This is a genomic window from Streptomyces sp. WMMC1477 (assembly GCF_027460245.1).
Taxonomy (GTDB): domain Bacteria; phylum Actinomycetota; class Actinomycetes; order Streptomycetales; family Streptomycetaceae; genus Streptomyces.
In genome coordinates, this window is record NZ_JAPZBD010000003.1 from 659479 (window position 1) to 681143 (window position 21665).

Sequence of the window (21665 nt, forward strand, 5' to 3'; positions counted from 1 at the left end):
GCCCGGGCCACGTGCTTCGACCCCGCCGGGCCGGCGTGCCCGGCCCGGCGTGCCGTCCGTCAGGCGCCCTCCGCCGCGGCGGCCACCTTGGCGCGCAGGCTCTGCGGGGTGAGGGGGGCGTTCGGATCGCCGTAGACGTTCTCGCCGTCCAGCAGGACGGTGGGGGTCGCGTTGTACTCGGAGCCGAGGAAGGCGTCGTTGGTCCGCCGCACCCGTGCCTCGTGGGTGCCCTCGCGCACGCAGGACCGGAAGGCGGGGGTGTCCAGGCCCTCGACCTTCCCGGCCAGCTCGATCAGGTGGCCCTCGTCGCCGAAGGCGTCCTTCTGCTCGGGCGGCTGCTCGGTGTAGAGGAGGTCGTGGTACGGGGTGAACCTGCCCGCGTCCGCGGCGCAGTGGGCGGCGTTGGCCGCCTTCGTCGAGCCGGTCCCGCCCATGTTGCCGTCGATGATCGTCACCAGGTGGTACTCGACCTGGATCCTCCCCTCCTCCGTCAGCTCGTGGACGGTGTCCTTGAAGGCCTGCTCGAACTGCGCGCAGCCGGGGCAGCGGAAGTCCTCGTACACCGTGAGCGTGACGGGTGCCGCCCCCTTGCCCTCCGTGATCGGCGCCGCGGCCTGTCCGTCGCCCTTCTCCGGCGAACCGCCGGTCGCCGCGTAGCCGGCCACGCCGACCGCGGCGAGGACGGCCGCGACCAGCACGGCGGCCTTCACCCCGCGCTTGCGCTTCTCGGTCGCCTGCTCGCGCTCGCGCTCCTCGCGCAGCCGCGCGACGGCGGGGCGCTGACGGGGCGTGCGCCCCTGCTGTCCCTGCTGCCTGTTGTCGCTCATCACATCCGGGCCAACGACCCATCCGCCCCCGCGCCCGCGCCGCGTGCCGCATTTCGCCCGAAGGGGCGAGGGCCAAGGGCGTATTGACGACCGCTGGGCGTGGTTTTCCGACCGGTCGTCGCACGGAGGTGTACCGCTTGTCGCGCACCCAGCGCGCTCACCGCACGTGTCGGAGTACGGCTTCCCCCGCGATGTGACGCTGCTTACCTTCCCCCCATTCCCCGTGCCGAGGAGGCGTCCATGTCCCCAGATCTCCCACCTCAGTCCCGCTCCCCGGAGGCGGCGGAGGAGGACCGGACGGTGGCGATGCACACCGATCCCCGCTTCGTCGAGCTGAAGCGGCGGCTGGTGGTCTTCGTCTTCCCGATGAGCGTCGCCTTCCTCGTCTGGTACCTGCTGTACGTGCTGATGTCGGCGTACGCCCGCGGTGTGATGTCCACGGTGGTGTTCGGCACCGTCAACGTGGCCCTGGTCTTCGGGGTGCTGCAGTTCGTCAGCACCTTCGGCATCGCCGTCCTCTACTCCCGCTACGCGAACCGGCGGCTCGACGCCCTGGCCGACAGCCTGCGCGGTGAGCTGGGCGGCCCGGACGCCGCCGCCTCCGCCGCCCACCCCGTCCCCCAGGATTCGGAGCGTCCCGCATGACCATCGCCGCTGAGGTCAGTGATTCCAGCCGCGCCCTCACCCTGCTGCTGTTCCTCTCGATGATCGCCGTGACCCTGGGCATCACGGTCAGGGCGAGCCGGCAGACGCGGTCCGCGGCCGACTTCCACTCCGGGGGCCGGGGCTTCACCGGGTTGCAGAACGGCTTCGCCATCGGCAGCGACTACATGTCCGCCGCCTCCTTCCTCGGCATCGCCGGGATGATCGCCCTGTACGGATACGACGGTTTCCTCTACTCCATCGGCTTCCTCGTGGCCTGGCTCGTGGCGCTGCTCCTCGTCGCGGAGCTGCTGCGCAACTCCGGTCGGTTCACGATGGCCGACGTGCTGTCCTACCGGATGCGGCAGCGCCCGGTGCGCACCGCGGCCGCGGTCTCCACGATCACGGTGTCGATCTTCTACCTGCTGGCCCAGATGGTCGGGGCGGGCGCCCTCATCGCGCTGCTCCTGGGCATCGAGCCGGGCGAGACGTATCTCGGGATGGACGCCGACACGGCCAAGATCGCGGGCATCGTCGTCGTCGGCATCCTGATGATCGTCTACGTCACCTTCGGCGGGATGAAGGGCACCACGTGGGTGCAGATCATCAAGGCCGGGATGCTCATGGGCGGGGCGTTCCTGCTCACCGTGATGGTGCTCGCCGTCTACGACTTCAACCTCGGCTCGCTCATGAACGACGCCGCCGACGCCAGCGGCTCCGGGCAGGCGTTCCTCGAACCCGGGCTGCGGTTCGGCACCGAGGTCCCGGGCGACGCGCTCCAGACGCTGTGGAACAAGCTCGACATGATCAGCCTGGGCCTCGCCCTGGTGCTCGGGACGGCCGGACTGCCGCACATCCTCATCCGCTTCTACACCGTGCCCGACTCCAAGACGGCCCGGAAGTCCGTCAACTGGGGCATCGGCCTCATCGGCACCTTCTACCTGATGACGCTGGTCCTCGGCTTCGGCGCGGCGGCCCTCGTCGGCAAGGAGGCCATCACCGCCCAGAACGCGGCCGGCAACACCGCGGCGCCCCAGCTCGCCGAGGCGGCGGGCGACCACTTCGGCGGCTCGGGGCTGGCCGCCGTGATGCTCGCCATCATCGCGGCCGTGGCCTTCGCCGCCATCCTCTCCACCGTGGCCGGGCTGACCATCGCCTCCTCCTCGTCGCTGGCGCACGACTTCTACAACAGCGTGCTCCGCAAGGGGAAGGCGACCGAGGCCGACGAGGTCCGGGTGGCCCGGTGGTCGGCCTTCGGCGTGGGTGCCGTGGCGATCGTGCTGGCCATCTTCGCGCAGAGCCTCAACGTGGCCTTCCTGGTGGCTCTCGCCTTCGCGATCGCGGCCTCCGCGAACCTGCCCACGCTGCTGCTCAGCCTGTTCTGGAAGCGGTTCAACACCCAGGGAGCGGTGGCCGGCATCTACGGCGGCCTGATCAGCGCGGTGGGGCTGGTGATCTTCTCCCCGGTCGTCTCGGGCTCGGAGAAGGCGCTGGTCACCGGGGCGGACTTCTCCTGGTTCCCGCTGGCCAACCCCGGCATCGTCTCCATCCCGCTGGGTCTGCTGTGCGCGGTGGTCGGCACGCTGATGTCCGACGAGAACGACCCCCGCCGGTTCGCCGAACTCCAGGTCCGGGCGCTGACGGGGGCCGGGGCGGAGCCCGCCGCCAAGCACTGACCCGAAGGTTTCCGTCCCGGGTGGCCTCCTCCCCCGCCGCCCGGGACGGTCAGCCGGAGAACCCCCGCGTGAGCGGGGGTTCTCCGCCGTGTGGCCGCGGGTTACGGTTCGGCCGTGGGTTGGACGATCAGGGGCCGGTGGCGCCGCCCGGACACGGACGTGCCGGCGACCATCGGGGCGCTGCGCGAGGCCCGCCTGCTCAGCGCGGACCTGCGGCGCGGGCTCGGCCACGGTGGTTCGTCCGCCGCCCAGCGCGTCCGCCGGCTCCTGGGCGCCGACGCCGTCCTCCTCGCCGATCTGGACGGTCCCGTGGCCCGGCACGGCACCCTGCCCCCGGGCGGCGACCCGGCGGCCCTGCTCACGGAGGTCTACGAACACGGCTCCCCCGTCCGCCGTCCCCCCTGGTGCGCGGCGCCGCTGATCGTCGCGGGCGATCTGGCGGGCTGCGTCGTGGCCGCCGGGGACGTCGGCGAGGAGGACCTGAGCGAGGTCGCCCGGCTGATGGCCGAGCAGCTCGACCACGCGGAGCTGCGCACCGCCCGCACCCGGATCGCCGCGGCCGACCTGCGGACCCTGCGGGCCCAGATCTCACCGCACTTCCTGCACAACGCGCTCGCCGTCATCGCCGCGCACATCCGCACCGACCCCGACCGGGCCCGGCAGCTGCTCACGGACTTCGCGGACTACCTGCGCTACTCCTTCTCCACCCAGGGCGACTACGCCACCGTGGCCGCCGAGCTCCAGGCCACGCAGACGTATCTGGAGCTCCAGCGGGCCCGCTTCGACGACCGCCTGGACATCACGGTGCGCATGGCCCCGGAGATTCTGCCGGTTGCCATCCCCTTCCTGGTGGTGCAGCCCATCGTGGAGAATGCCGTGCGGCACGGGCTGGAACGCAAGGCGGGGCGCGGCCACATCAGCGTCTCCGGCTTCGGCGAGGGCCCGTTCGTCGTCATCGAGATCGAGGACGACGGCGTCGGCATGGAACCCGCCCTCGCGCGGACGATCCTCGCCGGCGGCGGGCCGCCCGCCAAGGGCGTGGGGCTGGCCAACGTGGACCAGCGGCTGCGTGCGGTGTACGGACCGGAGCACGGCCTCCTCATCGAGACCGCGCCCGACAGCGGTACCAAGGTGGTCATCCGGGTGCCGCGCTTCATGCGAGGAGTGGTGGCCGAATGACGTTGCGGGTCCTGGTCGTCGAGGACGAGCCCTCCACCCGTGCGGAGCTGGACGGCTTCCTCGCCGAGATGCCGGAGATCGCCGAGGTGCTGGCCGCGGAGAGCGGTGAGGCCGCGGTGCGCATGCTCGGGACGACGGCGCTCGACGCCGTCTTCCTGGACATCTCCATGCCGGGTCTCGACGGCATGGCGGTCGCGCGGGTGATCAGCATGCTCTCCCGGCCGCCGGCGATCGTGTTCGTCACCGCCTCGGAGTCGCACGCGATCGAGGCGTTCGGCATCGGCGCCGTCGACTACCTGCTCAAGCCCGTCCGCCCGGAGCGGCTGGCGGACTCCGTGGCCCGCGTCGTCCGGCAGCGGCGGGCCGCCCCGGAGGGCGCGCCGCCCGCCGACGAGCTGGCCGTCGTGCAGATCGAGCACAGCAGGCGCACGGTGTTCGTGCGGCGGGACGACATCCAGTTCGCCGAGGCGCACGGGGACTACGTGCGCCTGCACACCGCCGACGGCAGGCATCTGATCCGGCTGTCCCTGTCGTATCTGGAGGAGGTGTGGGCCGCGGCGGGCTTCGTCCGGGTCCACCGCGGCTACCTGGTGGCGGTCGGCTGGGTGCACGACCTGCGGGTCACCAGCTCGGCCGGGCTGGTGGCCTGCACCCCGGCGGGCGACGTCCCGGTGAGCCGCCGGCACGCGCGCGGGCTGAAGGAGCGGCTGATGGAGGCCGCCCGCAGCGGCCAGCTGGGGCGGGCGGCGCGATGAGCACGGCGCGGCGGGAGCGGGTCACCAGTCCGCAGACCAGGATCGCGCTGGCCCGCGGCGTGCGCGGGGTGCGGCGGCCGCTGCCGCTGCCCGGGCCGCCCGATCCCGAGCTGGCCCGGCGCGTGTTCGCGGCCCAGCGCCGTGCCCTGACCCGGACGCTCGGGCTGCTGGCGCTGGTGCTCTTCGGCACCAGCGGGCTCATCGCGGCGCTGCCCGCCCTGGACCGCGTCACCTTGGGCGAGGTGCCCGTCTCCTGGCTGGTGCTGGCCACGGCGACGTACCCGGTGCTGCTGCTCATCGCGGTTCTGCACGTGCGGACGGCCGAACGCACGGAACACGCCGAACGCGCCCGGCGCACCCGGCGCGCCGAGGGCACCGGGTGGGCGGGGTGGGCCGTGCCCGGCGCGGACGGCGACGGGCCCGGCCCCGCGCGGCCGTGGACGCCGGAGGGCGGGGGCTCGTGACGGGGCTGCTGGCGATCGGCTTCCTGCTCGCCGCCAGCCTGACCATCGGGGTGTACGGCGTGCGGGCGGCGCGCACGACATCGGACTTCCTCGTCGCCTCGCGCCGGGTGGGCAGCGGCTGGAACGCCATGGCCATCGCCGGGGAGTACGTGTCGGCCGCCTCGGTGCTGGGGCTGGCCGGGCTGCTGCTGAAGGACGGCATCGGCACGATGTGGTACGCCGTCGGGTTCACGGCGGGCTATGTGGCGGTGGCGGCCCTGGTCGCCGGGCCGATGCGGCGCTCCGGGGCGTTCACCGTGCCCGACTTCGCCGAGTACCGGCTCGGCTCGCCCGCGGTGCGGCGGCTGTGCGGGCTGATCGTGCTCGTCATCATGTGGCTCTATCTGGTGCCGCAGTTCAAGGGCGCCGGCGTGGTGCTGCACCTGGTGAGCGGTACCCCGTACTGGGTCGGCGTGGTGCTGGCGGGGCTCGTCGTCAGCGGGTCGATCGCGATGGGCGGCATGCGCTCGGCGACCTATGTGCAGGCCTTCCACTATCTGGTGAAGCTCGTGTTCATCGCCGTCCCCGCGGTGTTCCTCGTGGTGCGGGCGGGGGCCGACACCCGGGCGCGGGCGCTGGCCCCGGTGGCCGTCCCGGAGGGGTGGAGCCGTCCGCTGCTGGACATCGGGGACGCCGGGTACCCGCTGCTGGGCACCTGGTCGGTGCTGCTGGCGACGACTCTGGGCGCCGTGGGGCTGCCGCACGTCATCATGCGGTTCCACACCAGCGCCAGTGCCCGTGCCGCCCGTCGCGTGGCGGTCATGGTCATCGCCCTGCTCGGGGTCTTCTATCTCTTTCCGGTGGTGTACGGGCTGCTGGGCCGGGTGCTGACGCCGCATCTGGTCCGGGAGGGGACGACCGACACCGTCGCCGTCGCCCTGCCGGGCGAGGTGGCCACCGGGCTCCTGGGCTCGCTGCTGACGGCACTGGTCGCGGCCGGGGCCTTCGCCGCGTTCCTGTCCACCTCCTCCGGGCTGCTGCTGGCGCTGGCCGGCGGGCTGTCGCACGACCTGTTCGGCAGCGGGCTGTCCCGGCTGCGGCTGGCCGTCGCCGTGGGTGCCTTCGTCGCGGTGCTGCTCTCGCTCCCGGCCGCGCACGTGGACATCAACGTCATGGTCGGCTGGGCCTTCGCGGTGGCGGCGTCCACGTTCTGCCCGCTGCTGGTGCTGGGGATCTGGTGGCCCAGGCTGACGCTGCCGGGCGCGGTCAGCGGGCTCGTGGTCGGCGGCGTCTCCGCGACCGGCGGGGCGCTCGCCTCGGCGCTGGGCACCTACGAGTCCGGGCTGCTGACGGTGCTGCTGGCGCAGCCCGCGTCGTGGACGGTACCGCTCGCGTTCGCCGTGATGATCGCCGTCTCCCTGCGCTGGGGCGCGCCTCCGGAGGGCGCGGAGCGGGCGGTGTTGCGCCTCCACGCCCCCTGAGCCCGCGTCCCGCCCGGCGCCGGGGGCCTGCGCCGGCCGGTCCCGCGCGAGGGCGCGGGACCGGCCGGCGCAGGCCGCCGGGAGGGCCCTATCCGCGGCGGACGCCGGTCGCGAGCTCGCCGGCCAGACGGCGGACGCCGGCGAGTCCGGCCTCCAGGTCCTCCGGGTGGGCGAGCAGCTCCTTGACGAACGCCGAGCCGACGATGACCCCGTCGGCGAATTCCGCGACCTCGGCGGCCTGCTCCGGGGTGGAGACGCCGAGGCCGACGCACACCGGCAGCTCGGTCGTCGCCCTCGTGCGGGCGACCAGGTCCGCGGCCTCCCGGCCCACGGACTCGCGCGTCCCGGTGACACCCATCAGCGAGGCCGCGTACACGAAGCCGCTGCCGGCCGCGGTGATGGTGGCCAGCCGCTCGTCGCGGCTGCTGGGCGCCACGACGAAGACGGTGGCGAGCCCGTGGTGAGCCGCCGACTTCCGCCAGCCGTCGGACTCCTCCACCGGCAGGTCGGGCAGGATGCAGCCCGCCCCGCCCGCGGCGGCCAGCTCGGCGGCGAACCGCTCGGGGCCGTAGCGGTCCACCGGGTTCCAGTACGTCATGCACAGCACCGGCTTGCCGGTGGCGGCGTGGGCCTCGCGCACCGTGCGCAGGACGTCGGCGATGCGGACGCCGCCGCGCAGCGCGATGTCGTCGGCGGTCTGGATGACCGGGCCGTCCAGCACCGGGTCGCTGTGCGGAAGTCCGACCTCGACGACGTCGCAGCCGCTCTCCAGCAGGGCGGTGCAGGCGGCGATGCCGCCGTCGACGGTCGGGAAGCCCGCGGGCAGGTAGCCCACCAGGGCGGCGCGGTTCTCGGCCCGGGCCGCGGCCAGGGCGGAGGTGAGGAGTTCCAGGTTGCCGCGCGCGTCACCGGGGACGGGCGGCAGGTCGGCCGCGTCGTGGTGGGCGGCCGGGGCCGGGGTGCCGTGGACGTGTGCGGTACCGGCCATCACTCGGCCTCCTTCGGCTGCGCGGCGGACGGCGTGGCGGAGTGCCCGGCGCCTTGGTCGTCGGGCTCGTCGTAGTACCCGAAGTAGCGGGCGGCGGTGTCCATGTCCTTGTCCCCGCGGCCGGAGAGGTTGACCAGGACCAGCCCCTCGGAGCCGAGCTCGCGGCCCAGGTCCAGGGCTCCGGCCAGCGCGTGCGCGCTCTCGATGGCCGGGATGATGCCCTCGGTCTGGGAGAGCAGCCGCAGCGCCCGCATCGCCTCGTCGTCGGTGACGGGGCGGTACTCGGCGCGGCCCGCGTCCTTCAGGTAGGAGTGCTCGGGGCCGATGCCCGGGTAGTCCAGGCCCGCGGAGATGGAGTAGGGCTCGGTGATCTGCCCCTCGTCGTCCTGGAGGACGTAGGAGCGGGAGCCGTGCAGGATGCCCGGCTCGCCCGCGGTGAGCGTGGCGGCGTGCTCGCCGGAGTCCACACCGTGTCCGGCGGCCTCCAGGCCCACCAGGCGGACGCGCTCGTCGCCGATGAAGGCGTGGAAGAGGCCGATGGCGTTGGAGCCGCCGCCGACGCAGGCGGCGACGGCGTCCGGCAGCCGGCCGGCGCGCGCCTGGATCTGGCGGCGCGCCTCGACGCCGATGACCCGGTGGAAGTCGCGGACGAGCGCGGGGAAGGGGTGCGGTCCGGCGACGGTGCCGAAGAGGTAGTGCGTGTGGTCGACGTTGGCGACCCAGTCGCGAAACGCCTCGTTGATGGCGTCCTTGAGGGTGCGGCTGCCGGAGGTCACGGGGACGACCTCGGCGCCCAGCATCCGCATCCGGGCGACGTTGAGCGCCTGGCGCCGGGTGTCGACCTCGCCCATGTAGATGGTGCACTCCAGGCCGAAGAGCGCGCAGGCGGTGGCCGTGGCGACGCCGTGCTGGCCGGCGCCGGTCTCGGCGATGACCCGGGTCTTGCCCATGCGCCGGGTGAGCAGGGCCTGCCCGAGCACGTTGTTGATCTTGTGTGAGCCGGTGTGGTTGAGGTCCTCGCGCTTGAGGAACACCCGGGCGCCGCCCGCGTGCTCGGCGAAACGCGGCACCTCGGTCAGGGCGCTGGGCCGGCCGGTGTAGTTGACGAGCAGGTCGTTCAGCTCGGCGGTGAAGGCCGGGTCGGCCTTGGCCTTGGCGTACTCGGCGGCGACCTCGTCCACGGCGGCGACGAGGGCCTCCGGGATGAACTTGCCACCGAACGCGCCGAAGTAGCCGGACGCGCTGGGCACCCGGCCTTCGGGGTCGGGAAGGAAGGAATCGAGGGATTCGACGGACATCGGAGCACTCCACGAAGGTGACACGAAGAGACACGAAGAGCGGGGCGGGCGGCGGCGCCGCGTCGCCCGGAGGGCACGGTGCGGCCGCCTCCCGGCGTCAGCGACGGGGTAGCGGCCTGCCCGGGCGCCATCGCCGCCCGTTGATCTGCCCCGGCTCGGCTCCGATGTGGTACCGCACCCGCCGCCCGCGCACGCGCCGCGCGGGGGCGCGGCAGCCTCGCGGCCGGCAGCCGCGGGCGAGTCGGGCGTGGGTGGCGTTCATGGCGGGCTCGTGCTCGGCTTTCCTGCTCAGCGTCCGTGGCGGAGGGCGGGGTGGGCGCCGGCGGCGACGAGGTCGGCCACCGCGGCCTTCGGGTCCTTGCCGGTGACCAGCGACTCGCCGACGAGCACGGCGTCCGCGCCGTCGTTGGCGTAGGCGATGAGATCGTGCGGCCCGCGGACGCCGGACTCGGCGATCTTGACGACGGTGTCCGGGATCTCGGGGGCGACGCGGGCGAAGTTGCCGCGGTCGACCTCCAGGGTCTTGAGGTTGCGCGCGTTGACGCCGATGATCCGGGCGCCCGCGTCGAGGGCCCGGGCGACCTCCTCCTCGTCGTGCACCTCGACGAGCGGGGTGAGGCCGATGGACTCGGCCCGCTCGATCAGCGAGACCAGGGCGTCCTGCTCCAGGGCCGCGACGATGAGCAGGGCGAGGTCGGCGCCGTGGGCACGGGCCTCCCACAGCTGGTAGGCGGTGACGATGAAGTCCTTGCGCAGGACGGGGATGCCGACGCGGCCCCGGACGGCCTCCAGGTCGGCGAGCGAACCGCCGAAGCGGCGCTGCTCGGTGAGCACGGAGATGACCGCGGCGCCGCCCGTCTCGTAGTCGGCCGCGAGCCCGGCCGGGTCGGCGATGGCCGCGAGCGCGCCCTTGGAGGGGCTGGAGCGTTTGACCTCGCAGATGACCTTGATGTCCTCGCCCTTCAGGGCGGCCACGCCGTCCTGGGCCGGCGGCGCCTTCGCGACGCGTTCCTTGAGGTCGTCGAGGCTGACGCGCTGCTGGCGCTCGGCGAGGTCCGCGCGGACTCCGTCGATGATCTCGGCGAGCACACTCACGCGAGCGGCCCCTTTCTGCTGAGTTACGGAACGTCGCGGTCAATCCCTGCGATGGTATCCGGCCAGCGTCGGAGGACTGGCATCCGATTGACCGTGGTCTCACATTTCGGACAAATCACCCGGTCGCGCCCGCGTTCCGCCGACCCGTGGACAAGCACTACGGCGAGAGGGCGGCCCCGAAGGGGAGGTTGCGGACGACGGTGAAGCCGACGGCCACGGCGAGGACCGCACCGGCGTGCCAGGCCCGCACCCGCGGCGGGCGCTGCGGCCGCAGCCACCACGCCAGCCACAGCACGGCCAGCGCCGCCGCCCCCAGGACGACGAGCGCGTTCGCGCCGAGCGCCACGCCGAACTCGCCACCCGCCAGGGCGTGGACGGCACGGAGCCCGCCGCAGCCGGGGCAGAGCAGCCCCGTCAGGCGCGGCACCGGGCAGGGCGGGAAGAGACCGGACCCGGCCGGGTCGACGGCGCGGAGCCAGGCCGTACCGGCCGCGGTGACGGCGAGAGCGGCGAGCGGCGCCGGACGGCCTGCCGGGGCCGGGCGCGACGGAGCGGTGCGGGCCATCGCTCCAGCCTCCCGTCCCGGCCGCCGCGCCGCAGCCGGGAGACCCCCGAGCGGGGGTCCCCGACGGCCGGCGGGGGCTCAGCCCTGGAGGCCGGCGGCCTTCTCGCGGCGGGCGAGGAGCTCCGGGTTCTCCTTGGGCATGCCCATCCCCATCGAGCTCATCACGCCGCCGACGACACCGCCCAGCGCGACCAGGACCAGCCCGGCCCAGAAACCCACCGGCTCGGCCATGACCATGAACACACCGGCGATGCAGAAGCCGATGAAGACGATGCTGACGCCGGTCCAGGCTGCGGGGGTGTGTCCGTGGCTGCTGTCCGCCATGATGTGCTCCTCGTCGATCTGCGAATCGGGCGAGCCGACCGCCGCGGGGGCGCCGGGGCTCACCGGATCATTCTGTCAGGGCGCCTCCGGGCGCTCGCCCCCGGCTGCCCCACCGGCGGCCGGGGCCTCCCGCGGCTCGGAGGAACCCGTCGGGTCCTCGCCCCGGTCGAGCGCCTGCCAGAGGTCCTCGGGCCGTTCCGCGGCGTCGGACGGCGCGCGACGGGCGCGCCGCGGGGCCTCGCCGCGCTCGTACCGGCTCCCCATGGCCGGCCAGTGGCGTCCGTACCGCAGCGCCAGCAGACCGGCCAGGAGCAGCAGCACTCCCCCGGCCGCCGCGCCGTAGGGCCACCCGGTGCGGCTCACCTGCTCAAGCGAGACGCTGGTGACCCCGGCCGCGGAGACGGCCGTCTCGCGCAGGGCGTCGTCGCCGGCGGAAGCCGCGAGGGCCGCGAGGGCCGCGCCCGCACCGCACAGGGCGAGCACCCCGGCCACCAGCGTCCGGGGCACGCCCCGGACGGCGAAGACGGCGACGAGCCCGGCCAGCCCGACCAGCGCCAGAGCGCTGGGCAGCCCGGTGACGTCACTGCCGCTCGCCTCCACCGGCATCCGCGTCAGGCCGCCCCTCGCGAACCCGCTCGCCCAGGTCTGCCCGGCCGCCACCAGGGCGAGCGCGGCGCCCAGCGCGCCGAGGAAGAGGGCGGCGCCGAGGGCGCGGCGCGCGTGCGCGGCGGGCCCGGCCGGTTCCGGGTCCGGTCCGGCCACCGGCGCGGGCGCGGCGTCGGCGGGCTCGGCCGGCTCGACGACCGGCTCGGCCACGGGCCCGGACGGCTCGGGCGCGGCGTCGGGCGGGGAGGAGTCTGGGCGGGAACTGGTCACCCGGCCACGCTACCTCCGAGCCGTCCGGCCGCGTGGACCGCCCGGAGCACGGCCGAGGCCTTGTTCCGGCACTCGGTGTCCTCCGCCACGGGGTCGGAGTCGGCCACGACTCCCGCGCCCGCCTGGACGTAGGCGGTGCCGTCCCGCAGGAGGGCCGTGCGGATGGCGATGGCCGTGTCGGCGTCCCCGGCGAAGTCCAGGTAGCCCACGCAGCCGCCGTACAGGCCGCGCCGGACGGGCTCCAGCTCCTCGATGATCTGCAGGGCCCGGGGCTTGGGGGCACCGGACAGCGTCCCGGCGGGGAAGCAGGCCAGCAGGGCGTCGAAGGCCGTCCGGTCCTCGGCGATCCGGCCGGTCACGGTCGAGACGATGTGCATGACGTGGCTGTAGCGCTCGATCGTCATGAACTCGACGACCTCGACGCTGCCCGGCGCGCACACACGGCCGAGGTCGTTGCGGCCCAGGTCGACGAGCATGAGGTGCTCGGCACGCTCCTTGGGGTCGGCGAGGAGCTCCTCGCCGAGGGCGTTGTCGCGCTGCGGCGTCTCGCCGCGCGGCCGGGTGCCGGCGATGGGGTGCACCATCGCCCGCCCGTCCTCCACCTTGACCAGGGCCTCGGGGCTGGAGCCGACGACGTCGAACGCCGTCTCGCCGTCGGAGGCGCCGCCCGCGCCCGAGGGGTCGCCGAAGCGGAACAGGTACATGTACGGGCTGGGGTTGGTCGCGCGCAGCACCCGGTAGACGTCCAGTGCACTGGCGTCGGACGGCGTCTCGAAGCGCTGGGAGGGCACCACCTGGAAGGCCTCCCCGGCCCGGATGCGCTCCTTAATGTCCGCCACGGCCGCCTGGTAGTTCTCCCCGCCCCACAGCCCGGCGTACGCGGGCACGGCGGGCCGTGGGAGGACGGCCGCCCCGGATCCCGGGGCCGGACGGCCGAGGTCGGACGTCATGGCGTCCAGCCGGGCGACGGCGTCGGCGTACGCGTCGTCGACGCCGGTGTCCAGGTCGTTGTGGTTGATGGCGTTGGCGATGAGGAGCACGGTGCCGTCGCGGTGGTCAAGGACCGCGAGGTCGGAGGCGAGCAGCATCGTCAGCTCCGGCAGCCGCAGGTCGTCCTCGGCGCTGTCGCCGATGCGCTCCAGGCGGCGGACGACGTCGTAGCCGAGGTAGCCGACCATGCCTCCGGTGAACGGCGGCAGCCCGGGATCGCGCGGGGTGTGCAGCGTCTCCAGCGTGGCGCGCAGGGCGGCGAGCGGATCGCCTCCGGTGGGGACGCCGACGGGCGGGGTGCCGATCCAGTGCGCCTCGCCGTCGCGCACGGTGAGCGCCGCGGCGCTGCGGACCCCGACGAACGAGTAGCGCGACCAGGTGTGGCCGTTCTCCGCGGACTCCAGCAGGAAGGTGCCGGGGCGTTCCGCGGCGAGCTTGCGGTACAGGGCGATCGGGGTGTCGGCGTCGGCCAGGAGGCGGCGGGTCACCGGGATGACCCGGCGGTCCTTGGCCAGGGTGCGGAAGGTCTCGAGGTCGGGGGCTGCGGTCATGGGGTGGCTCAGCGCTCCTGTTCCGGCGTTCCGGCCCACTGGTCGGCCGCGGCGTCGATCCCGGCGCCGGCGAACGGCAGCCGGCCGGCGTCGAAGCAGGTCCGGTCGCCGGTGTGGCAGGCGGCGCCCACCTGGTCGACCTGGACGAGCACGGTGTCGCCGTCGCAGTCCAGCGCGACGGACCTGACGTGCTGAACATGCCCCGAGGTGTCGCCCTTCACCCAGTACTCGCGGCGGCTGCGGCTCCAGTAGGTGCACCGGCCGGTCGTGAGCGTGCGGTGCAGGGCCTCGTCGTCCATCCAGCCGAGCATGAGGACTTCACCGGTGTCGTACTGCTGGGCGATGGCGGGCAGCAGGCCGTCGGCGTTCCGCTTGAGGCGGGCGGCGATGGCGGGATCGAGCGCTGATGCGGGCATGGGGCCATTCTGCCGTCGTCACGGCCGAAACGAGAAAGCCGACATAACACGCTTATCCGGATGGGGTGTTCGACAACGCCCCCTGTTCCAGAGCTGTGACGGGGCCGGGACACGCCATGTCGGCGCCATGGGGCATGCTTTCGGACATGAGTTATCCTCCGCCGCCGAACAACCAGTCCGGGTCCGGCGCCGGCGGCGGCTTCGGTCCGCCGCAGGGTTTCGGTCCCGCAGAACAGCCCGGTCCGCCCGCGGGCGGCTACGGCTACCCCCAGCAGCCCGGCCAGCCCGGGGGCTACGGCTATCCGGGCGCGCCCGGTGGCCCGCCCGGTGGTCACCCCGGCCAGCCGCCCTACGGCGGCGGCCCGGGCATACCCGGCGGCCCCCCCGGTGGCCCGGGCGGCTATCCGCCACCGCCGCCGCCGAGCGGGGGCAACGGGCCGAAAGTCGCCGCCATCGTCATCGCCGCCGTCCTGGTGGCCGCACTCGCCGTGGGCGGCATCCTGATCGCCACCTCCGGCGGGGACGACGACGAGCCGAACCAGGCCGACAGCAGCGCGACGCCGACCGCCGACGAGACGCCGGGCCCCGACGGTCCTTCGGAGGACCCCTCCGAGGAGCCGTCCGAGGACCCGCACGAGTTCGAGACGCCGACGACGGACCCGGCGGAGCCCGAGGTCCTGGACTACGTCATCCTCAAGCCGGGCACCTGCTTCGACCACCCGTCCCTGAGCAGCGATGTCGACGACATCGAGAAGAAGCCCTGCTCGGGGCCGCACGACGCCGAGGTCATCACGAACATCACCCTCACCGGTGACTTCGCGGACGACAACGCCATCGGGGACAAGTCGATCTCCCTGTGCGAGACCGACGCCCAGGGCCGGGTGAACAAGATGCCCGCCGACGGGAAGACGTACTACCCGTTCGCCCTCTACCCGCTGGCGTCGACGTACGAGATCCAGGGCGAGGACCAGGTCTCGTGCGCGCTCACCCTGAGCAACGTCCAGGACGGTCCGGAGCTCACGGGCACCCTGCCCTGACCCCGGCAGCCGTAGGTCCACAGGGCCTACTCTGGGCGTATGTCGACTCATGCCAAGCGTGAACGTCTACTCCTCGCCGACCTGTTGGAGGCCGCGGGCCCGGACGCCCCGACACTGTGCGGGGCGTGGCGGGCCCGCGACCTCGCCGCCCATCTCGTCGTCCGCGAGCACCGGCCGGACGCGGCGGGCGGCGTTCTGATCAAGCCCCTCGCCGCCCGGCTGGAACGGGTGCAGGCCGAGTACGCGGCGAAGCCCTACGAGGAACTCGTCCGGCTGCTGCGCGGCGGCCCGCCCCGGCACTCGCCGTTCTCCCTCAAGCAGGTCGACGAGGCGGCGAACACCGTCGAGTTCTACGTCCACACCGAGGACGTGCGCCGGGCACAGCCGGAGTGGAGCCCGCGCATCATGGACCCCGTCTTCGCGGACGTGCTGTGGCGGCGCCTGGAGACGGCCGCCCGGCTGCTGGGGCGCAGGTGCCCGGTGGGCCTCGTCCTGCGCCGCCCCGACGGCCGCACCGTCGTGGCCCGCAAGGGCGCCCCGGTCGTCACGGTCACCGGCGAACCGGGCGAGCTGTTGCTGTTCACCTACGGCCGGCAGAGCGTCGCGAAGGTCGAGCTGGACGGCGAGGACGCGGCGGTGGAGCAGGCCCGCACCGCCGACCTGGGCATCTGAGCCGCCCGGCGGCGGGACCGAAGCCGGGCCGGGCGTCCGCCGAGTACGAGGCGCCCGGCCCCGGGCTCAGCGGACGGGATGGCCCGCGCCGCGCAGCGCCTCCTTGACCTGCGCGATGCGCAGATCGCCGAAGTGGAAGACGGAGGCGGCCAGCACCGCGTCCGCGCCGGCGGTGACCGCAGCCGGGAAGTCGGCCACCCGGCCCGCGCCGCCGGAGGCGATGACCGGCACCGAGACGTGCCGGCGCACGGCCGCGATCATCTCCGTGTCATAGCCGTCCTTCGTGCCGTCGGCGTCCATGGAGTTCAGCAGGATCTCCCCGGCCCCCAGCTCGGCGGCGCGGTGCGCCCACTCCACGGCGTCGATGCCGGCGCCCTTGCGCCCGCCGTGCGTCGTCACCTCGAAGGAGCCGGACGGCGTGCGGCGGGCGTCCACCGACAGGACGAGCACCTGACGGCCGAACCGCTCGGCGATCTCCCGAATGAGCTCCGGGCGGGCGATGGCCGCGGTGTTGACGCCGACCTTGTCGGCGCCGGCGCGCAGCAGCCGGTCCACGTCCTCGGCCGTGCGCACGCCGCCGCCGACCGTGAGCGGGATGAAGACCTGCTCGGCGGTGCGCCGCACGACGTCGTAGGTCGTCTCCCGGTTCCCGGAGGAGGCGGTGATGTCGAGGAAGGTCAGCTCGTCGGCGCCCTCGGCGTCGTAGACCTTCGCCATCTCCACGGGGTCGCCGGCGTCGCGCAGGTTCTGGAAGTTGACGCCCTTGACGACCCGGCCCGCGTCCACGTCCAGGCAGGGGATGACTCGTACGGCCAGGGTCACGAACGTTCTCCCGATACTTCTCGCTGTGCTTCCACTTCGACCTCCACCAGAATCCGGGAGTCGGCGAAGCCCGACACCACGACGAGCGTGGCGACGGGCCGCACCGCGCCGAAGATCTCCTGATGGGCCCGGCCCACCTCGTCCACGTCACGCGCGTGGGCCAGATACATGCGGGTGCGGAAGACGGACTCGACGCCCGTGCCGAACTCGGCCAGGGCTTCCAGCGCGAGGGTGAAGGCGGCCCGTGCCTGCTCGTACGGATCGCCCTCGCCCAACACCATGCCGTCGGTGAACGGCATCGTCCCCGCCACGACCAGGTCGCCCGCGGCGACCGCGCGTGCGGAACCGATCGTCTCCTCCCAGAAACTGCGGCCAGGCACGCGCTCGATGGTCATCCCGACACCGCCTCCAGAGCCTCTTCCAGGGTGAACGCCTTCGCGTAGAGAGCCTTGCCCACGATGGCGCCCTCCACGCCCCGCGGCACCAGCGAGGCGATGGCCCGCAGGTCCTCCAGGGAGGAGACGCCGCCGGAGGCCACCACGGGGCGGTCGGTCGCGGCACAGACGTTGGCCAGCAGCTCCAGGTTGGGGCCCTGCAGTGTGCCGTCCTTGTTGATGTCGGTGACGACGTAGCGGGCGCACCCCTCGGAGTTGAGGCGCTCCAGCGTCTCGTACAGGTCACCGCCGTCGCGCGTCCAGCCGCGTCCGCGCAGCGTGGTGCCCCGCACGTCGAGGCCGACGGCGATCCGGTCGCCGTGCTCGGCGATGGCCTTGGCCACCCACTCGGGCGACTCCAGCGCGGCCGTGCCCAGGTTGACGCGGGTGCAGCCGGTGGCCAGCGCGGCGGCGAGGGAGGCGTCGTCGCGGATGCCGCCGGACAGCTCGACCTTGAGCTCCATCCGGCGGACGACCTCGGCGATCTGCTCCCGGTTGTCCCCGGTGCCGAAGGCGGCGTCCAGGTCGACCAGGTGCAGCCACTCGGCTCCGGCCGCCTGCCAGGCGAGGGCCGCCTGCAACGGGTCGCCGTAGGACGTCTCGGAGCCGGACTCGCCGTGCACGAGGCGCACGGCCTGGCCGTCGCGGACGTCGACGGCGGGAAGCAGTTCGAGCTGCTGGGTGGTCATCACAGGGTCTCGATCCAGTTGGTGAGGAGCTGCGCGCCGGCGTCGCCGGACTTCTCGGGGTGGAACTGGGTGGCCCACAACGGCCCGTTCTCCACGGCCGCGACGAAGCGCTCGCCGTGCGTGGACCAGGTCACCTTGGCCGCCTTGAGCGCGGGGTTGTGGGTCTCCAGTTCCCAGGTGTGGGCGGCGTAGGAGTGCACGAAGTAGAAGCGGGCGTCGGCGTCCAGCCCCGCGAACAGCGCTGAGTCGGCGGGCGCGGTGACGGTGTTCCAGCCCATGTGCGGGACGACGTCGGCCTTGAGCGGGCCGACGGTGCCGGGCCACTCGTCCAGGCCCTCGGCCTCCACGCCGTGCTCGACGCCGCGGGCGAAGAGGATCTGCATGCCGACGCAGATGCCCATGACCGGGCGGCCCCCGGCCAGGCGGCGGCCGACGACCCAGTCGCCCCGGGCCGCCCTGAGCCCCTCGATGCAGGCCGCGAACGCGCCGACGCCGGGGACGAGCAGCCCGTCGGCGTTCATGGCAGCGTCGAAGTCACGGGTGATCTCCACGTCGGCGCCGACGCGGGCGAGTGCGCGCTCGGCGGAGCGCACGTTGCCGAAGCCGTAGTCGAAGACGACGACCTTCTTGGCGGTCACTGCCACACCTCCAGACGCAGGACGCCGGCCAGCAGCGCGAGAGCGGAGCCGATGCCGAGCAGGACGACGACGCCCCGGGGCAGGCCCTGCCGCCAGAACGAGACGGCCCCGCCCAGCAGGAACAGGCCGACGAAGATCAGAACAGCTGACAACCCTGTCACAGCGCGCCCTTGGTGGAGGGGATGCCCGTCTGCCGGGGGTCGATCTCGCTGGCGTAGCGCAGGGCCCGGGCCAGGGCCTTGAACTGGCACTCCACGATGTGGTGCGCGTTGCGCCCGTAGGGCACGTGGACGTGGAGGGCGACCTGTGCCTGGGCGACGAAGGACTCCAGGATGTGCCGGGTCATCGTCGTGTCGTAGTCGGGCCCGATCATCGGGGCCATGTTCTCCGGCTCGGTGTGCACCAGGTAGGGGCGCCCGGAGAGGTCCACGGTCACCTGGGCGAGGGACTCGTCCAGCGGCACCGAGGCGTTCGCGAAGCGCACGATGCCGCGCTTGTCGCCCAGGGCCTGGCGGAAGGCGGCGCCCAGGGCCAGCGAGGTGTCCTCGATGGTGTGGTGGCTGTCGATGTGCAGGTCGCCGTCGGTCTTGACGGTGAGGTCGAACAGACCGTGCCGGCCCAGCTGGTCGAGCATGTGGTCGAAGAAGCCGACGCCCGTGGCCACATCGACCCTGCCCGTGCCGTCGAGGTTGATCTCGACGACGACGGATGTCTCCTTGGTGGTGCGTTCCACCCGGCCCACGCGGCTCATCGGTTGCTCTCCTTCATCACTGCGCGTACTGCGTCCAGGAACGCGTCGTTCTCCTCGGGGGTGCCGGCCGTGACGCGCAGCCAGCCGGGCACGCCGTTGTCGCGCACCAGGACCCCCTGCTCCAGCAGCGCCTGCCAGACGGCGTGCGCGCCGCCCTCGCCCTCGAACCGGCCGAACTGCACGAAGTTCGCGTCGGACGCGGTGACCTCGCAGCCCGCCGCCCGCAGCTCCGTGACCAGCCGGTCGCGTTCGGCCTTGAGCTGCTCGACGTAGCCGAGCAGGGTGTCGGTGTGCTCCAGCGCGGCGAGCGCCGTGGCCTGGGTGACGGCCGACAGGTGGTAGGGCAGCCGCACGAGCTGCACGGCGTCGACGACGGCCGGGTCGCCGGCCAGATAACCGAGCCGCAGCCCGGCGGCGCCGAAGGCCTTCGACATCGTACGGGAGAGCACCAGGTTGGGGCGGCCCTCCAGCAGCGGCAGCAGGGAGGGATGGTGGCTGAACTCGCCGTACGCCTCGTCGACGACGACGAGGGCGCCCCTGCCGGCTGCCGCGCTCTGGGCTGCCTCGTACAGGGCCAGCACGGTGTCGGCGTCGACGGCCGTGCCGGTCGGGTTGTTGGGCGAGCAGACGAAGACGACGTGCGGGCGGTGCCGGGCGATCGCCTCCCGGGCGGCCTCGACGTCGATGGTGAAGTCGGCGCGGCGGGGGGCGGAGACCCAGTCGGTGCCGGTGCCGCGGGCGATCAGCGCGTGCATCGAGTACGACGGGTCGAAGCCGAGGGCGGTGCGCCCGGGGCCGCCGAAGGCCTGGAGGAGCTGCTGGAGGATCTCGTTGGAGCCGTTGGCGGCCCAGACGCCCCCAGCCTCGACAGGGTGCCCGCAGGTGCGGGTGAGGTAGGCGGCGAGGCGGGCGCGCAGCTCGACGGCGTCGCGGTCGGGGTAGCGGTTGAGGCCGCGGGCGGCCTCGCTCACCCGCTCGGCGATCCGGGCCACCAGGGCCTCGGGCAGCGGGTACGGGTTCTCGTTGGTGTTGAGCCGGACGGGGACGTCGAGCTGGGGCGCCCCGTAGGGGGACTTGCCGCGCAGCTCGTCCCGGATCGGCAGGTCTTCCAGGGCGGTCACGCGCCGGGCACCTTCCAGTCGAACCGGGCCTTGAGCGCCGCGCCGTGGGCGGGGAGGTCCTCCGCCTCGGCGAGGTTGACCACGTGGTGGGTGACCTCGGCGAGGGCGTCGCGGGAGTAGTCGACGACGTGGATGCCGCGCAGGAAGCTCTGCACGGACAGGCCGGAGGAGTGGCAGGCGCAGCCGCCGGTGGGCAGGACGTGGTTGGACCCGGCGCAGTAGTCGCCCAGCGAGACCGGGGCGTACGGACCGACGAAGACGGCGCCCGCGTTGCGCACCCGGGCGGCGACGGCGGTGGCGTCGGCCGTCTGGATCTCCAGGTGCTCGGCCGCGTAGGCGTCCACGACCCGCAGCCCGTGCTCGACGTCGTCGACGAGGACGACGCCGGACTGCCGGCCGCCGAGCGCCTCGGTGATGCGTTCGGCGTGCTTGGTCGCGGCGACCTGGGTGGCGAGCTCGGCGTCGACGGCCTTCGCCAGCTCCTCGGAGTCGGTGACGAGGACGGCGGCGGCCAGGGTGTCGTGCTCGGCCTGGCTGACCAGGTCGGCGGCGACGTGCGCGGGGTCGGCGGTGGCGTCGGCGAGGATGGCGATCTCGGTGGGCCCGGCCTCGGCGTCGATGCCGATGCGCCCCTTGAGCAGCCGCTTGGCCGCCGCGACCCAGATGTTGCCGGGGCCGGTGACGAGCTGGGCGGGGCGGCACTCCTCGGTGCCGTAGGCGAACATCGCGATGGCCTGGGCGCCGCCGGCGGCGTAGACCTCGTCGACGCCGAGCAGGGCGCAGGCGGCCAGAATCGTCGGGTGCGGCAGACCGCCGAACTCGGCCTGCGGTGGCGAGGACACCGCGAGGGAGGCCACTCCGGCCTCCTGCGCGGGCACGACGTTCATCACGACCGAGGAGGGGTAGACGGCCCGGCCGCCGGGCACGTAGAGGCCCACGCGCTCGACGGGCACCCAGCGCTCGGTGACGGTGCCGCCGGGGACGACGTTCACGGTGTGGTCGGTGCGCCGCTGGGCGCGGTGGACGGTCCGGGCGCGGCGGACGGACTCCTCCAGGGCGGCGCGCACGGCCGGGTCCAGCTCGTCCAGCGCCCGGGTGAGGGCCTCGGCGGGGACCCGGACGCGCTCCAGGGTGACGCCGTCGAACCGCTGGGCGTAGTCGACGAGGGCGGCGGTGCCGCGATGCTGCACGTCCTCACAGATGGGCCGCACCTTCTCCAGGGCGGCTTCGACGTCGAGCTCGGCGCGGGGCAGCACATCGCGATCGATCCCGTGGGCGCCGTCGGTGTCGGCGGTTCCGCGCAGATCGATGCGGGTCAGGGAAATGGTTCGCAGCACCCGTCCAGTTTCGCAGACGGCTCGGGGTGACCTCGCGTCGTATCAGTGCGTGATACGG

General features: G+C 73.7%; 26 protein-coding genes. 8 read left to right on the forward strand and 18 right to left on the reverse strand.

Going from position 1 to position 21665, the window contains the following annotated elements; all coding sequences use genetic code 11:
* Positions 1–59: 59 nt before the first annotated feature.
* The gene (locus O7609_RS03300; protein WP_269743056.1) at positions 60–827 is read right to left on the reverse strand and encodes a DsbA family protein; all 768 of its coding nucleotides are present in this window, start codon (positions 825–827) and stop codon (positions 60–62) included.
* Between the two features lie 240 nt (positions 828–1067).
* Between O7609_RS03300 and O7609_RS03305 the strand changes: the two genes are divergently transcribed.
* The 6 genes from O7609_RS03305 (at position 1068) to O7609_RS03330 (ending at position 7003) form a co-directional block, all read left to right on the forward strand.
* On the forward strand, positions 1068–1472 hold the full coding sequence (locus tag O7609_RS03305) for a DUF485 domain-containing protein (RefSeq protein WP_269733398.1): 405 nt from the start codon (positions 1068–1070) through the stop codon (positions 1470–1472).
* Positions 1469–3145, forward strand: a complete 1677-nt coding sequence (locus tag O7609_RS03310) for a solute symporter family protein (protein ID WP_269733399.1) — start codon at positions 1469–1471, stop codon at positions 3143–3145. The genes O7609_RS03305 and O7609_RS03310 overlap by 4 nt, the downstream gene beginning before the upstream one ends.
* Positions 3146–3259: 114 nt before the next feature.
* Complete coding sequence (locus O7609_RS03315) at positions 3260–4324, forward strand: sensor histidine kinase (protein ID WP_269743057.1); 1065 nt, start codon at positions 3260–3262, stop codon at positions 4322–4324.
* Positions 4321–5079 (forward strand): LytR/AlgR family response regulator transcription factor, encoded by a 759-nt coding sequence (locus O7609_RS03320; RefSeq protein ID WP_269733400.1) that lies wholly within the window; start codon positions 4321–4323, stop codon positions 5077–5079. Before O7609_RS03315 ends, O7609_RS03320 begins: the two co-directional genes overlap by 4 nt.
* The gene (locus O7609_RS03325) at positions 5076–5543 is read left to right on the forward strand and encodes a hypothetical protein (protein ID WP_269733401.1); all 468 of its coding nucleotides are present in this window, start codon (positions 5076–5078) and stop codon (positions 5541–5543) included. The genes O7609_RS03320 and O7609_RS03325 overlap by 4 nt, the downstream gene beginning before the upstream one ends.
* On the forward strand, positions 5540–7003 hold the full coding sequence (locus O7609_RS03330) for a sodium/solute symporter (protein WP_269733402.1): 1464 nt from the start codon (positions 5540–5542) through the stop codon (positions 7001–7003). The genes O7609_RS03325 and O7609_RS03330 overlap by 4 nt, the downstream gene beginning before the upstream one ends.
* Before the next feature lie 88 nt (positions 7004–7091).
* Here O7609_RS03330 and trpA read toward each other — a convergent pair whose 3' ends face one another.
* The 9 genes from trpA to hisI form a co-directional block, all read right to left on the reverse strand.
* Positions 7092–7991, reverse strand: a complete 900-nt coding sequence (trpA, locus tag O7609_RS03335) for a tryptophan synthase subunit alpha (protein ID WP_269733403.1) — start codon at positions 7989–7991, stop codon at positions 7092–7094.
* Positions 7991–9289, reverse strand: a complete 1299-nt coding sequence (trpB, locus tag O7609_RS03340; protein WP_269743058.1) for a tryptophan synthase subunit beta — start codon at positions 9287–9289, stop codon at positions 7991–7993. The genes trpA and trpB overlap by 1 nt, the downstream gene beginning before the upstream one ends.
* A 97-nt stretch (positions 9290–9386) precedes the next feature.
* Positions 9387–9551: a tryptophan biosynthesis modulator TrpM gene (trpM, locus tag O7609_RS24685; RefSeq protein ID WP_443072048.1), complete on the reverse strand. Its 165-nt coding sequence runs from the start codon at positions 9549–9551 to the stop codon at positions 9387–9389.
* A 26-nt stretch (positions 9552–9577) separates the two neighbouring features.
* Positions 9578–10384, reverse strand: a complete 807-nt coding sequence (gene trpC / locus O7609_RS03345; protein WP_269733405.1) for an indole-3-glycerol phosphate synthase TrpC — start codon at positions 10382–10384, stop codon at positions 9578–9580.
* 157 nt (positions 10385–10541) lie between these two features.
* The gene (locus O7609_RS03350) at positions 10542–10949 is read right to left on the reverse strand and encodes a DUF2752 domain-containing protein (RefSeq protein WP_269743059.1); all 408 of its coding nucleotides are present in this window, start codon (positions 10947–10949) and stop codon (positions 10542–10544) included.
* A gap of 78 nt (positions 10950–11027) precedes the next feature.
* Positions 11028–11273, reverse strand: a complete 246-nt coding sequence (locus tag O7609_RS03355) for an HGxxPAAW family protein (protein WP_269737000.1) — start codon at positions 11271–11273, stop codon at positions 11028–11030.
* 75 nt (positions 11274–11348) lie between these two features.
* Positions 11349–12149 carry a TIGR02234 family membrane protein gene (locus O7609_RS03360; RefSeq protein ID WP_443072049.1) on the reverse strand — a complete coding sequence of 267 codons (801 nt, stop codon included), beginning with the start codon at positions 12147–12149 and terminating at the stop codon, positions 11349–11351.
* Positions 12146–13690: an anthranilate synthase component I gene (locus O7609_RS03365; protein WP_269743060.1), complete on the reverse strand. Its 1545-nt coding sequence runs from the start codon at positions 13688–13690 to the stop codon at positions 12146–12148. The genes O7609_RS03360 and O7609_RS03365 overlap by 4 nt, the downstream gene beginning before the upstream one ends.
* A gap of 8 nt (positions 13691–13698) precedes the next feature.
* Positions 13699–14106, reverse strand: a complete 408-nt coding sequence (hisI, locus tag O7609_RS03370) for a phosphoribosyl-AMP cyclohydrolase (RefSeq protein WP_269733408.1) — start codon at positions 14104–14106, stop codon at positions 13699–13701.
* Positions 14107–14252: 146 nt separating this feature from the next.
* Between hisI and O7609_RS03375 the strand changes: the two genes are divergently transcribed.
* Positions 14253–15143, forward strand: a complete 891-nt coding sequence (locus O7609_RS03375; protein ID WP_269733409.1) for a hypothetical protein — start codon at positions 14253–14255, stop codon at positions 15141–15143.
* 39 nt (positions 15144–15182) lie between these two features.
* A complete protein-coding gene (locus tag O7609_RS03380) occupies positions 15183–15815 on the forward strand; it encodes a TIGR03085 family metal-binding protein (protein WP_269743061.1) in 633 nt (210 codons plus the stop codon).
* A 66-nt stretch (positions 15816–15881) separates the two neighbouring features.
* Here O7609_RS03380 and hisF read toward each other — a convergent pair whose 3' ends face one another.
* Genes hisF through hisD form a run of 8 tightly spaced genes read right to left on the reverse strand, consistent with a single transcriptional unit; the run spans position 15882 to position 21604 of the window.
* Complete coding sequence (gene hisF, locus O7609_RS03385; protein ID WP_269743062.1) at positions 15882–16637, reverse strand: imidazole glycerol phosphate synthase subunit HisF; 756 nt, start codon at positions 16635–16637, stop codon at positions 15882–15884.
* Positions 16634–17032, reverse strand: a complete 399-nt coding sequence (locus tag O7609_RS03390) for a Rid family hydrolase (RefSeq protein WP_269733412.1) — start codon at positions 17030–17032, stop codon at positions 16634–16636. Before O7609_RS03390 ends, hisF begins: the two co-directional genes overlap by 4 nt.
* Positions 17029–17760, reverse strand: coding sequence for a bifunctional 1-(5-phosphoribosyl)-5-((5-phosphoribosylamino)methylideneamino)imidazole-4-carboxamide isomerase/phosphoribosylanthranilate isomerase PriA (gene priA / locus O7609_RS03395; protein WP_269733413.1), 732 nt, complete (start codon positions 17758–17760; stop codon positions 17029–17031). Before priA ends, O7609_RS03390 begins: the two co-directional genes overlap by 4 nt.
* A complete protein-coding gene (hisH, locus tag O7609_RS03400; RefSeq protein ID WP_269743063.1) occupies positions 17760–18404 on the reverse strand; it encodes an imidazole glycerol phosphate synthase subunit HisH in 645 nt (214 codons plus the stop codon). Before hisH ends, priA begins: the two co-directional genes overlap by 1 nt.
* Complete coding sequence (locus O7609_RS03405; protein WP_269737301.1) at positions 18395–18550, reverse strand: hypothetical protein; 156 nt, start codon at positions 18548–18550, stop codon at positions 18395–18397. Before O7609_RS03405 ends, hisH begins: the two co-directional genes overlap by 10 nt.
* A 5-nt stretch (positions 18551–18555) precedes the next feature.
* A complete protein-coding gene (hisB, locus tag O7609_RS03410; RefSeq protein WP_219092605.1) occupies positions 18556–19149 on the reverse strand; it encodes an imidazoleglycerol-phosphate dehydratase HisB in 594 nt (197 codons plus the stop codon).
* Positions 19146–20270 (reverse strand): histidinol-phosphate transaminase, encoded by a 1125-nt coding sequence (locus O7609_RS03415; protein ID WP_269733415.1) that lies wholly within the window; start codon positions 20268–20270, stop codon positions 19146–19148. Before O7609_RS03415 ends, hisB begins: the two co-directional genes overlap by 4 nt.
* Positions 20267–21604: a histidinol dehydrogenase gene (gene hisD / locus O7609_RS03420; RefSeq protein WP_443072226.1), complete on the reverse strand. Its 1338-nt coding sequence runs from the start codon at positions 21602–21604 to the stop codon at positions 20267–20269. Before hisD ends, O7609_RS03415 begins: the two co-directional genes overlap by 4 nt.
* Between the last annotated feature and the right edge of the window lie 61 nt (positions 21605–21665).

What these genes read in the sequence shown, in the direction of transcription:
- O7609_RS03380 (WP_269743061.1), top strand. Translation starts at nt 15,183, where the DNA reads ATGTCGACTCATGCCAAGCGTGAACGTCTACTCCTCGCCGACCTGTTG.
- priA (WP_269733413.1), bottom strand. Translation starts at nt 17,760, where the DNA reads ATGACCACCCAGCAGCTCGAACTGCTTCCCGCCGTCGACGTCCGCGAC.
- O7609_RS03355 (WP_269737000.1), bottom strand. Translation starts at nt 11,273, where the DNA reads ATGGCGGACAGCAGCCACGGACACACCCCCGCAGCCTGGACCGGCGTC.
- trpB (WP_269743058.1), bottom strand. Translation starts at nt 9,289, where the DNA reads ATGTCCGTCGAATCCCTCGATTCCTTCCTTCCCGACCCCGAAGGCCGG.
- O7609_RS03350 (WP_269743059.1), bottom strand. Translation starts at nt 10,949, where the DNA reads ATGGCCCGCACCGCTCCGTCGCGCCCGGCCCCGGCAGGCCGTCCGGCG.
- trpM (WP_443072048.1), bottom strand. Translation starts at nt 9,551, where the DNA reads ATGAACGCCACCCACGCCCGACTCGCCCGCGGCTGCCGGCCGCGAGGC.
- O7609_RS03305 (WP_269733398.1), top strand. Translation starts at nt 1,068, where the DNA reads ATGTCCCCAGATCTCCCACCTCAGTCCCGCTCCCCGGAGGCGGCGGAG.
- hisI (WP_269733408.1), bottom strand. Translation starts at nt 14,106, where the DNA reads ATGCCCGCATCAGCGCTCGATCCCGCCATCGCCGCCCGCCTCAAGCGG.
- O7609_RS03310 (WP_269733399.1), top strand. Translation starts at nt 1,469, where the DNA reads ATGACCATCGCCGCTGAGGTCAGTGATTCCAGCCGCGCCCTCACCCTG.
- O7609_RS03300 (WP_269743056.1), bottom strand. Translation starts at nt 827, where the DNA reads ATGAGCGACAACAGGCAGCAGGGACAGCAGGGGCGCACGCCCCGTCAG.
- trpA (WP_269733403.1), bottom strand. Translation starts at nt 7,991, where the DNA reads ATGGCCGGTACCGCACACGTCCACGGCACCCCGGCCCCGGCCGCCCAC.
- O7609_RS03390 (WP_269733412.1), bottom strand. Translation starts at nt 17,032, where the DNA reads ATGACCATCGAGCGCGTGCCTGGCCGCAGTTTCTGGGAGGAGACGATC.
- O7609_RS03325 (WP_269733401.1), top strand. Translation starts at nt 5,076, where the DNA reads ATGAGCACGGCGCGGCGGGAGCGGGTCACCAGTCCGCAGACCAGGATC.
- O7609_RS03320 (WP_269733400.1), top strand. Translation starts at nt 4,321, where the DNA reads ATGACGTTGCGGGTCCTGGTCGTCGAGGACGAGCCCTCCACCCGTGCG.
- O7609_RS03375 (WP_269733409.1), top strand. Translation starts at nt 14,253, where the DNA reads ATGAGTTATCCTCCGCCGCCGAACAACCAGTCCGGGTCCGGCGCCGGC.
- hisB (WP_219092605.1), bottom strand. Translation starts at nt 19,149, where the DNA reads ATGAGCCGCGTGGGCCGGGTGGAACGCACCACCAAGGAGACATCCGTC.
- O7609_RS03365 (WP_269743060.1), bottom strand. Translation starts at nt 13,690, where the DNA reads ATGACCGCAGCCCCCGACCTCGAGACCTTCCGCACCCTGGCCAAGGAC.